This is a genomic window from Xenorhabdus mauleonii (genome assembly GCF_900113945.1).
Classification (GTDB): domain Bacteria; phylum Pseudomonadota; class Gammaproteobacteria; order Enterobacterales; family Enterobacteriaceae; genus Xenorhabdus; species Xenorhabdus mauleonii.
In genome coordinates, this window is sequence record NZ_FORG01000016.1 from 92,295 (window position 1) to 102,009 (window position 9,715).

The 9,715-nt window shown below is 45.7% G+C and carries 13 protein-coding genes and 1 tRNA gene; 4 read left to right on the forward strand and 10 right to left on the reverse strand.

Annotated elements, in window-relative coordinates; genetic code table 11:
* Positions 1-45: 45 nt before the first annotated feature.
* From BM100_RS15085 to BM100_RS15095, 3 genes are all read left to right on the forward strand, one after another.
* Positions 46-273, forward strand: coding sequence for a YejL family protein (locus BM100_RS15085; protein ID WP_092512380.1), 228 nt, complete (start codon positions 46-48; stop codon positions 271-273).
* 31 nt (positions 274-304) lie between these two features.
* Positions 305-2,044: an LPS biosynthesis-modulating metalloenzyme YejM gene (yejM, locus tag BM100_RS15090; RefSeq protein ID WP_092512382.1), complete on the forward strand. Its 1,740-nt coding sequence runs from the start codon at positions 305-307 to the stop codon at positions 2,042-2,044.
* A 73-nt stretch (positions 2,045-2,117) separates the two neighbouring features.
* Positions 2,118-2,194, forward strand: a tRNA-Pro gene (locus tag BM100_RS15095).
* 217 nt (positions 2,195-2,411) lie between these two features.
* Here BM100_RS15095 and BM100_RS23635 read toward each other — a convergent pair.
* From BM100_RS23635 to BM100_RS15125, 7 genes are all read right to left on the reverse strand, one after another.
* Positions 2,412-3,380, reverse strand: a complete 969-nt coding sequence (locus tag BM100_RS23635) for a pyocin knob domain-containing protein (RefSeq protein WP_244590538.1) — start codon at positions 3,378-3,380, stop codon at positions 2,412-2,414.
* 1 nt (position 3,381) lies between these two features.
* Positions 3,382-4,866, reverse strand: a complete 1,485-nt coding sequence (locus BM100_RS15105) for a terminase (protein ID WP_092512384.1) — start codon at positions 4,864-4,866, stop codon at positions 3,382-3,384.
* Positions 4,867-4,868: 2 nt separating this feature from the next.
* Positions 4,869-5,384: a hypothetical protein gene (locus BM100_RS15110; protein WP_092512386.1), complete on the reverse strand. Its 516-nt coding sequence runs from the start codon at positions 5,382-5,384 to the stop codon at positions 4,869-4,871.
* A gap of 9 nt (positions 5,385-5,393) precedes the next feature.
* A complete protein-coding gene (locus BM100_RS15115; protein WP_139216969.1) occupies positions 5,394-5,771 on the reverse strand; it encodes a hypothetical protein in 378 nt (125 codons plus the stop codon).
* Between the two features lie 193 nt (positions 5,772-5,964).
* Complete coding sequence (locus BM100_RS23115) at positions 5,965-6,117, reverse strand: hypothetical protein (RefSeq protein WP_169924645.1); 153 nt, start codon at positions 6,115-6,117, stop codon at positions 5,965-5,967.
* The gene (locus BM100_RS15120) at positions 6,114-6,512 is read right to left on the reverse strand and encodes a hypothetical protein (protein WP_092512390.1); all 399 of its coding nucleotides are present in this window, start codon (positions 6,510-6,512) and stop codon (positions 6,114-6,116) included. Before BM100_RS15120 ends, BM100_RS23115 begins: the two co-directional genes overlap by 4 nt.
* On the reverse strand, positions 6,512-7,048 hold the full coding sequence (locus BM100_RS15125) for a KilA-N domain-containing protein (protein WP_092512392.1): 537 nt from the start codon (positions 7,046-7,048) through the stop codon (positions 6,512-6,514). Before BM100_RS15125 ends, BM100_RS15120 begins: the two co-directional genes overlap by 1 nt.
* Before the next feature lie 336 nt (positions 7,049-7,384).
* Between BM100_RS15125 and BM100_RS15130 the strand changes: the two genes are divergently transcribed.
* Positions 7,385-8,323, forward strand: a complete 939-nt coding sequence (locus BM100_RS15130) for a C2H2-type zinc finger protein (protein WP_092512394.1) — start codon at positions 7,385-7,387, stop codon at positions 8,321-8,323.
* Positions 8,324-8,422: 99 nt separating this feature from the next.
* On the opposite strand, the gene BM100_RS15135 is transcribed toward BM100_RS15130, so the two are convergent.
* From BM100_RS15135 to BM100_RS15145, 3 genes are read right to left on the reverse strand one after another with little or no spacing between them, the layout of a single operon-like run.
* A complete protein-coding gene (locus BM100_RS15135; RefSeq protein WP_092512396.1) occupies positions 8,423-8,782 on the reverse strand; it encodes a hypothetical protein in 360 nt (119 codons plus the stop codon).
* A 4-nt stretch (positions 8,783-8,786) separates the two neighbouring features.
* Positions 8,787-9,236, reverse strand: a complete 450-nt coding sequence (locus BM100_RS15140) for a lysis protein (protein ID WP_092512398.1) — start codon at positions 9,234-9,236, stop codon at positions 8,787-8,789.
* Positions 9,233-9,634 carry a structural protein gene (locus tag BM100_RS15145; RefSeq protein WP_092512400.1) on the reverse strand — a complete coding sequence of 134 codons (402 nt, stop codon included), beginning with the start codon at positions 9,632-9,634 and terminating at the stop codon, positions 9,233-9,235. The genes BM100_RS15140 and BM100_RS15145 overlap by 4 nt, the downstream gene beginning before the upstream one ends.
* Positions 9,635-9,715: the final 81 nt, after the last annotated feature.

Genomic DNA, 9,715 nt, shown 5'->3' on the forward strand with positions numbered 1-9,715 from the left:
TATACGGTAAGATATGGGGCTTTGTACATTCAGGATATTTGATATATGCCACAGTCATCTCGCTATAGCGATGAAAAAGTTGAACATTTATTAGCTGAATTGGTAAATGTTTTCGAAAAAAACCATACACCGACTGATCTCACACTGATGGTTTTGGGTAATATGGTAACGAATTTAATCAATACGAGTATTGCTCCTGCGCAACGCAAACACATTGCAGACTCGTTTGCACACGCGTTACAGTCTTCAATTAACGAAGACAAAGCGCATTAATTTTTAATTAAAACTGTAACGTAAAGAAAATATGGTGACTAGCCGTCAGCATTACCGCGAAAAAGTTTCTCTCATGATCAGTTGGGGACACTGGTTTGCGCTGTTCAATATCGTGTTCAGTCTTGTGCTGGGCAGTCGCTATTTATTTGCTTCTGACTGGCCGGGTTCACTGTTTGGTCGTATCTACGCGCTGGTCAGTTGGCTCGGTCATTTCAGTTTTATTGTCTTTGCTGCCTACGTACTTATTTTATTCCCGCTGACATTTATTGTAATGTCTCAGCGGTTACTCAGGTTTATTTCAGCCGCTCTGGCAACTGCCAGCCTGACGCTGCTGATATTTGATTCCTCCGTTTATGTTCGCTTTCACTTGCACTTAACGCCATTAGTCTGGGATTTAGTCACCAATCCAGAACAAGGTGAATTGGCAAGGGAATGGCAGTTAATGTTCATCTGTATTCCAATTATTTTCTTAATACAGATGCTCTTTGGCACATGGAGCTGGCAGAAACTACGCAGCCTGAACCGCCAACGGCTTGGCAAACCACTGGCAGCGGTATTTATCACCGCCTTTATAGCTTCCCATCTTATGTATATTTGGGCAGACGCCAATTTTTATCGCCCAATTACCATGCAGCGTTCTAACCTACCGCTCTCTTACCCAATGACGGCGCGTAAGTTCCTTGAGAAACATGGGCTATTGGATCATCAGGAATATCAACGCCGGGTTGACCAGCAAGGAAACCCTACGGCCTTGGGTGTTGATTACCCTTTGAATAAACTTTCTTATCAAGACAGTGGGCGCGGCTATAACCTACTCTTGCTCGTTGTGGATGAACTGGATAATCAAGACATTCTCAACAATATGCCAGCCTTGGAGCAATTTGCAAAAAGCAACACCCAGTTTACTCAGCATTTCAGTACTGGCATTCACAACGACACAGCATTATTTGGCCTGTTCTACGGCATATCATCCGGTTATCTTGACGGCATCCTTAATGCGAGGAAACCATCGGCGCTGCTTGATGCCCTGACACATCAAGGGTACCAGTTTGGCCTTTTCTCCTCAGATGGCTTCCAAACCCCACTTTACCGCCAAGCTATTCTGACTGATTATTCATTGCCAAGTAACAACAAACAAGATGATAACCTAACCGTCGCTCAATGGCGCCACTGGCTCGACGCGCGCGGTGGTTCAGCCCCTTGGTTCTCGCTGCTGAATATTAACGGCTTCACACACTCACCGGATAAGTTTGATAAAAAAACGCTGGATGCTGAGATTAACACTGTTTTAGATACGTTGGCAAACAAAGGGATTCGGGATAAAACGATTGTTATCATCACAGCCAAGCAAAACAAAGAGGCCGTTGGCAACGCAACAGGATGGTTTAGCGGGAAAAAATTCAACCGTGCGCAACTCCACGTCCCGTTGATAGTTCACTGGCCGGGTACGCCAGCACAAACAATAAATAAACTGACCAGTCATCAGGACATAATGACAACGCTCATGCAGCGCTTACTGCATGTCAGTAACTCTCCAGAAGATTACTCTCAAGGTGAAGACCTGTTCAATGCCCAAAGAGAAAATCCATGGCTTATTACAGGTGATGATGGCTCATTAATAATCACGATGGCTAAAAATACAATCTATCTTTCCAAAGATGGTGAATATTATCTGTATGATTTAAATGGCAATGAAGTTCATGGTGCAAAACCTAATCTCGCCCAACTATTACAGATATTAACTGAATTGAAACGTTTTTTAGCTAATTAATCGTTTAAAAATCAAGCACTCATTACATTGAGGTCTTGCGTTGGAAATAAAAAACGGTAATATATGAAGTCATCGGCATGTAGCGCAGCCTGGTAGCGCACCGTCATGGGGTGTCGGGGGTCGTAGGTTCAAATCCTATCATGCCGACCAAAATTCCCTAGAAAAACCAACCTGTTAAGGTTGGTTTTTTTATGCCTCAAATTTGCTTGGTGTAAAACTGGTGTAAAATGGGTGTAAAACTCTATCCAAAAATACCATCTTTGTTGAGGCGGAAATAATCATGTTTTGCTAGCTTACTCGCTCATAACCATCATTCCACTCTCCCCTTTTGCTGCCAATTTTATATTTATGATGTTTGTTCATCAGTTTAATCTTTCTGTCCCTTCTCTTTAATATTCCACACCGAATCCGCCGGCATCTGGACACGGACATCCAAGCGACACCCTTCGGGAATATCACAGGGTTCACCATCCGCATAGTAGACCTTTTCACCGTCCACGAGGGCTTTTATGCGCTTGTTTTGAAAGCGCTCCGGTAAATGGCTGTGCTGACGGTGGAACGTCTCAATCGTGATGCTGCCGTCTTTTTCCACCCGGTCATCAATGTAGATGAGTTCAAGGCCGTTGTTATTCTTCGGGGAGGAGATACCGCCGTGCACACCCCATGCCCCGTCGGCGTTATAGCCAAGGATACCGTCTATCTGATAGTGGCCGGTACCGAGTTTGGTGACCGTGGCCCCTTCTGATTCGTCATTGGTGGTAAAGGTGCCGTCGGGATGAATTCCAACAATGGGGGAGGATTTTTTGACAAAACCATTACCGTCCACAGTGACCGTACTCAGATTGGTTGAGGCATCAGTCTTAATCAGACGAGACCATGATGATCCTCCAGCACTACGTGTATATTTTCTTACAAATGTTTCTCCCGAGTGTCCACCCGTATACCGTTGGATGACATACCCTCCGGGGTAATCACTGGGTAAAACTTCCAGAATGCCAAATTCCTGTATAGGATATCCCCGCCCGGACGTTGCCTGAGGCCCGTTCGTCTGATAGTAGTAATTAGGTGGCAATAACCTGTTGATTGAATCGGTTCCTAAATAAACTCCCGATGATGCGATTGTATTTTCCTGTAATGCCATTGTACCCGGCCTCAATGGATGCAACACTTCTCCTGCCCATTTACTGCCATCCCAATTCTTGTCTGCCGGATGCGGCAGGTATCTCTCTTTCCGACGCTTTATCACCCGTTCGCCATCAACACAATCGCCGATCATGTTCCATTCTGGCAAAAACTCGGCGTATGCCGGATGTCTGTAATCAACGTTTGTGCTCATGTTAGTTCCAATTGAAATTGAGTGATTGAGTAAAGCGCTTCTGGTTGCGTCGACTGACGGCAAAATATCTGAATCCATCAGCATCATGAGAGGTATAGTCATGCAGCGGCTTATCTTTCCAGCAGCCGCGTTTGTCATCCCATTCCTTGCGGTAACTTTCCAGATGGGTTATTCCTTCGCTGCATTTCTCTTCATCAAAAACACAGCTAGGTAAAATTTCACGTACTGCCTCAATACCTTCATCGACAGAAAGCTTAGGCACAACGTCAAATCGGATTGAATAGACCTCACCCTCAATCAAATAGCCTTCCCGTGCCAGTTCCCGTCGTGATTTGGCATCAGAACCAAATTCCCGGTTGTCAATATCATGCGGCCCGTTGTGGCTGGTGTAGGTGTACCCTTTGTCTTTCAGCACTTTCATGTAATGCCGTAACCCTTCACCACTGTTCGAGTAGTGATCAATAACATGAAACTCATCACCCACCTCCCGTACAAACCAGATAGCCGTCGAATCCCCCACCCCGATATCCCAGAAGGTATGAACCGGCAAATGTGAGTTATCTGGCAGCTTACCGATGCGTTTCTTCTCGTACAGTTCACGGAACTGCTTGGCATAGTAAGTGCCTTCGACTGATTGCTGGAAAGCCTCGGCGGGGATAGAGGGGTATTCCCGCTTCATGTCATCGCCAAGGGTCTTTTCTTTGGCGAGATACCACGCTTTTTGGCGTTCGTTTAACTCAATGCCGTGCTTGCCTGACAACTCCGCAAAGTAATCCACCAGCCGTGGCGGAATGGGTTCAACGGGATCGATGGCATATTGCGGATTTTTCCACCATGAGAAAAAGAAGAACTTCCAATCAAGGTTAGATAATGGCTTGCCTTGTAGCTGGGCTTTCTCCGCTGATTGGCAGTAATCAAAGAAATAACCTGCCCGCCCTTCTGCCGTACTCTCAATTGTGGTGAAACAATCGGTGGAGACAGCCTCAAATGCACCGGTGACTATCTCGCGTGCTTTGTGTGGGAACTTGGCACAAATCTTCCCAAACTCGGACACATGCAGATAACGCAGGGTGCCACCACGGAACGAGGTTGAGACATACAGCGAACCACCTTTACGGAAGACCAGTTCACCCGCTGAATCATTACTGGCCGGGTTGGCGGCTTTAATCTCATTCGGCAGTCTGTCATAGGCATATTTCACCTTTTCCCGAAACAGCCGCTTGGCGTCATTCAGGGTGTGGGCAATCAGGGCGCATTTGGCGGACTCAAACAAGGCTGCATCCAACTGAATGATGCAAACCTCAGTCGTGAAGCCTAGTTGACGAGCCTTCAGGATAATGTTGCGGGTGTGGATGCCTTCGAAGTATTCCAGCTGTTCCGGCGTCATTTTGAATCTGACGGGGCGATTTTCTTTGTCCGTTATCCAGTAAAGATGATTGAGCCGCCAGAGTTTATCGCGTAATAACGCTAAATGTTCTGGCTTCATGATTATCCTTTGGCGAGTTCGTCCATCAGGTCAGCTATGCTATCTATTGATGTGTTTTTATCACCACTGTCGATGTTGTATGATTCCCGCTCACCTTTGATGAGCTTGATTTGAGCATCAACGCCAGCCGTAATCGTTCGAGCGATGGAGGTATGGTTATCCTCGGTAATTTCAACATCATCAAGAAATGTTCTCAGTTTGTTTGCTATCCTTCGCCAGTCAGCCAAATCAGTGCGATGGTTGAGGACAACTTCCGCCGCTTCACTGGCTGCCTGCTCGATAATATCTTCATCAGTTCGCACTTCGGGCTGCGAACCAGTCCTGCGAACCTCACTGTGAACTAACTTCGTTCTTGTCGCTTTTTTTACCTTATCAGTGAGGTCTCTTTGCCAGCCATGTAAATTAGCCCGTTTCCTTACGGCGGTATCACTGACACCGTGTTTGGCTGCGATTTCACGAATGGACAACGAACCAGCCCGGTAAGCCGATTCGATAGCCTCCCAATCTGGTTTAGCCATTTTTGTTCCTTATTTTGACAGCAATCCACCCGGCATCAATTCACGAGTAACGAACTGGCGCATTTCTTCGCGGATGAGCTGGCGGATGTGATCGTCAGAGTCTGTTATCTTTACTGAGTCAATAACGGCTTCTTTCACGTGAATTTTTCCTGCCATTCTATAGGCTTGCTCTACACTCGCTATAATGGCACTGGCATCTACATCTATCGCCTGTTTAGCGATAACTGCTCTTAGTTTCCCTGTTGGGTCACACACCTTAAAACCATCAGCAGTAATACTTACCTGCTTCCGTTCCGCCTTCGGTTTGAATGCATTGTGAATGATGAGATATTCAGGAGCACTCCCCATCATCATCTTTGGCTTTCCTTCTTTGTCGTAACAAGCCATGTATCCTTCCGCCTGTATAGAAGTACTACCATCCTCTTTGATATGAATTATCATCATGGTTTTTGTCTCATTTAGAATGTTCAACTACTTCGATTTATATAACCCCCTACCTGAGCGAGACCACGCCCGCCCAAAACTGACACAAAATTCTATCAAGCACCCGTTTGGGGATGCTTTGGAGAATTTTGTAAAATCACTTCTTCCGGTTTAGCATTGCTTCCAATATGGCTTCGACGATATCAACAGTGATGCGTCCATCATTAACCCGACCGGAATGCAGATAATCACTGGCTTCTTTTATCTGTTTCAATGCAGTGGTGAGTTCGTATCGTTCCTGTTTAGTCATCGTAGACTCACTTCTTCATCTGTAGGCAGTCGGTACAGCCCATTTTTCTCTCTGATCCCCAAATCCATGAGCATCATCCCAAATTCATGCAGGAAAGCATTCATGTATCTCTTTCCACGTCTACTCAGTTCTGGTGCCACACCACCGACAAAGACAACACGCTCATTAGGTATTTTCTCGTAGAGTTCAAGTAATCTATCGTAAAACAATGTCTGACTGCTGGGGCTTAGCTTTTCACTTAACCTGCCATCAAGCAAACCTGCAATGAAATGCTGATTGACCTGTATATCCCCAAACATATGTCGGTACACTAGACTTTGATTCATTTTCATTAGGTGATAGCAGTAGGCTTCCGCAACACGCCAGCATAAAAACTCATGGGTTGGCATATTCATTATTTCACTTCCTCCAGACCGGGGATTAAAATCTGCATTTCATTAGCCAGTTGCTCCCTTGCAGATTCAATTCTCTGCTTCTCGCCACCAACACCCCAGCCGTTCATTATTCTTGCTGCCGTACTGACCCTGCGTTTCTTACTTTGGTATTCAAGTTCAAGTCGATTTGCCTGAGCAAACTTACCTAAGTGACCAAGAATAAAAGCACGGAAGGTTTGGTAAACTTTTACTTCGAACGCTGGCGAAAGCCATGCAGCATAACGCAGAGCAATTAACTCATGCGCCCATGTGCCGCGATAAGCCCCACCACGAATGACATCAAGTATTTGTTTTTCTTCCAAAGTGTTTTTTAGCACTTTGGAAACTTCATCAATAAATGCTTGAATTCCATCAGAAGAAATAAACTGACTTGGCACTTGCCATTTTTGCGCCAGACCTCCTGCTATTGCAGCTTTATGCAAATCATTAAGGTTATAGGTGCCATACTCATTACTACGAACACTGATATTTTCAATTACGATAGTGGGATATTGCATAACGTTTACCATCTCTATGAAATGAACCCTCGCCGAAATAGGAATGCCAGCCCACCGAGGCTCGCCAGCTCTGCTGACATCCTCGAAGGCTCACTTCTATAGGGTAGGTTCGGTGGATTTTAAAGTGCGCTTTCGGTGCGCAGGAAATGCAGATACAAAAAAGCCACCACGAATGTGATGGCAGGGGTTATTGCTTTAACCACTCAAGGGAATGGGTAAAGGAATATTGTTTTTAATTTCAGTGAGTAACTAATAGTTAAGAATTATTCGCTTGTTTTGTGGTGGGGATGGGGGTAGAGGTTGTTATAAATGTGTTCAGGCTTAAGGAAAGTCTTTATGTATATATGTGAGATTTGTCGTCAAAGCTATAAAACCGGGTCCGGTCTGGACTCGCATATGCGGACGCAGCATCCTACAGAACGACAGCAACAAGCTAAACCCCTTAGTCAATCAGAACAAGATATATTGAATAGAGCCTTGGCTTCTGTTTCATCCAATCGTCCGCCAGTTGCACAAAAGAATCCTCCTCCACACGGCTACAATATCCCGTCAGCTCAAAGTCAGGTGAGTGGAGCAATGAGGTCTCGACCTCAACAACATAACCAGAATCGCTCTAACCCTATGGCGGCACCACCAAGTCTTTTCGGTCAACGCCCACAACTACCTCAATCTGGAAGTGCGATGGGGTATCCGGCACAACAGCTCTCCTCTTTACAACAAGGGCAACATTATCCCCCTCAACGTAATATTCAGGCTACTTACGCTCCAGTTGGTGGAGCAGTGAGGCAGCAAAAGTCATTAAATTGGGAAGATGACCCTCTTATTGCAAGCTGTATAATCCGCGCACAACCTCAAATTGGGCAGCCAATATCACGATCTGGCCTAGAGAATGAACTGAGCGAATACTTTTATCTGGGTGTGCCACCTTCTCCCTCTCCATCGCCAATACAAAGAAGCTCACCACCTCAATCTGGTGGGCCAATAAGGCGCCAAGCTCAACACCACCACCAAAGTCGCTACAATCCGGTGTCTGCTTCTATAAATCCAGCATCACGAAATCAACCCATGCGACCACGTGACCCCGTGGCTGCCCGGTTACTTGCTAATCGCCCACAATCACCTCAATTTGACGGTGCAAGGGGGAACCCAGCACAACAGCCCGTTCATCACCCACCACTACCTCTGCTTACCGATGCAAAAGTCGACGAAGTAACTCTAACAACTTCAGCACCAACTGGATACCCTGGCCTTGAAAGTTGGTTCCCAAAAAAATGAGGAAAACTGAGATGACAAAATGCAATATCAAGATCCATTGACACTACGCCCCAACACATTCCTACACCCCAGAATCATTTGCTCTGGGGTGGAAACAAGTCATCTAATGAGTGATGCGGCATATTCAATTAACCAAACTTTGGGGGCTACAACTATCTGGATGACGGTAAAAGCGCAGCGTAGGGAGATAAAGCCAAGTACACAAACAACTACAAAAAGGACTATATATATACCGCCTTCATTGTAAATATTGCTTTCTATTGCTTTCTTCCATGTATAACCAGCTAATAACGCCAAAGTCAGAAATAAGATAAATAACAAACTAGTTACCCAAAGCTGCCAAAGCATCAATTGTTCTATGACTGTGGGTAATTGGTCTTTACCAAAGTCAACCAAACCGTCCATACCGGACAATGCTTTGTTAACCAGCTCAGCCAATACCTTATCTGTGTTTTCCATCGCTTCACCTACACTCAGTCTTCACATAATCCCTCAATCCAAGGAACTGGGCTTCGAGGGTTTCAAGTTCTCCGAGGAGACGGACATAATCTTGTTCAGCGTCTTTCTCCAGTCGGGCGGGTCTTGAACCATCCAAGCCGGCGGGGGAAGCGGTTTCAGGCACTGGGCATTCTGCCCTGACGTACACGCGCTTAACGTGAGTGCGCAAATCATCGCTAAGCTGAGTGATTTTAGATTTGGCATTCGTGAGTTCCTGTAAGCGGGTGGTGTCTATTTCGGAAAGGTGTTTGATGCGTTCTTGCTGGTCTTTGATTGCGATGACCTGTGTTTGGTATTTCGTCTCCAGTTCATCATAATCTTTGGCCTTTTGCTGATACTCACTGTAATAGAACCAAAGCAGGCCAGCGATGACAGCAAAAGCACCAAGGGCGAAATATCGGCTGTTAAGCCTCACAGCATCTCAAACGCTTTTTCAAACGTCGCCTCGGAATAAGGTTGCTTGCCGTTCTCGTGTCGGATAATTGCCTTAGCCAGCGCAATCAATGTGGGTTTGTTGATTTCGATTTTCTCGAACTGGCCAACATTGAGCATTTTGGCAACACCGTTAATGTAAGCCGTGGTGTTGTTCTCTATTGAAGGTGCCCAGCGGTTGATAATCTTAGACACGCTGTTATGTCCGCCTTTATGGTAATTGCACAGCAGCTTCATCAGTGCCCGAATACCATATTCAGGAGACTCAAACCGACAGAACCGTTTTTCTATGTTCGGGTCATGTGGCAGCAAGCCTTGCCATTTATTTGCCGAGTTATGATCAATATTGCCGGGATTATTGTTGCGTATGCCTCTGGTCATCAGATTATTCCCCGCTCTCTGTCAGCCCTTACAAGTAACTTGGTCAGCCGATAACGGTTTTCTAAATTGAAGTGATCCCAA

Excerpts from the sequence above, each read along its gene's own strand:
- BM100_RS15085 (WP_092512380.1), top strand. The coding sequence starts at position 46 with ATGCCACAGTCATCTCGCTATAGCGATGAAAAAGTTGAACATTTATTA.
- yejM (WP_092512382.1), top strand. The coding sequence starts at position 305 with ATGGTGACTAGCCGTCAGCATTACCGCGAAAAAGTTTCTCTCATGATC.
- BM100_RS23635 (WP_244590538.1), bottom strand. The coding sequence starts at position 3,380 with ATGAGCACAAACGTTGATTACAGACATCCGGCATACGCCGAGTTTTTG.
- BM100_RS15105 (WP_092512384.1), bottom strand. The coding sequence starts at position 4,866 with ATGAAGCCAGAACATTTAGCGTTATTACGCGATAAACTCTGGCGGCTC.
- BM100_RS15110 (WP_092512386.1), bottom strand. The coding sequence starts at position 5,384 with ATGGCTAAACCAGATTGGGAGGCTATCGAATCGGCTTACCGGGCTGGT.
- BM100_RS15115 (WP_139216969.1), bottom strand. The coding sequence starts at position 5,771 with ATGGCTTGTTACGACAAAGAAGGAAAGCCAAAGATGATGATGGGGAGT.
- BM100_RS23115 (WP_169924645.1), bottom strand. The coding sequence starts at position 6,117 with ATGACTAAACAGGAACGATACGAACTCACCACTGCATTGAAACAGATA.
- BM100_RS15120 (WP_092512390.1), bottom strand. The coding sequence starts at position 6,512 with ATGAATATGCCAACCCATGAGTTTTTATGCTGGCGTGTTGCGGAAGCC.
- BM100_RS15125 (WP_092512392.1), bottom strand. The coding sequence starts at position 7,048 with ATGCAATATCCCACTATCGTAATTGAAAATATCAGTGTTCGTAGTAAT.
- BM100_RS15130 (WP_092512394.1), top strand. The coding sequence starts at position 7,385 with ATGTATATATGTGAGATTTGTCGTCAAAGCTATAAAACCGGGTCCGGT.
- BM100_RS15135 (WP_092512396.1), bottom strand. The coding sequence starts at position 8,782 with ATGGAAAACACAGATAAGGTATTGGCTGAGCTGGTTAACAAAGCATTG.
- BM100_RS15145 (WP_092512400.1), bottom strand. The coding sequence starts at position 9,634 with ATGACCAGAGGCATACGCAACAATAATCCCGGCAATATTGATCATAAC.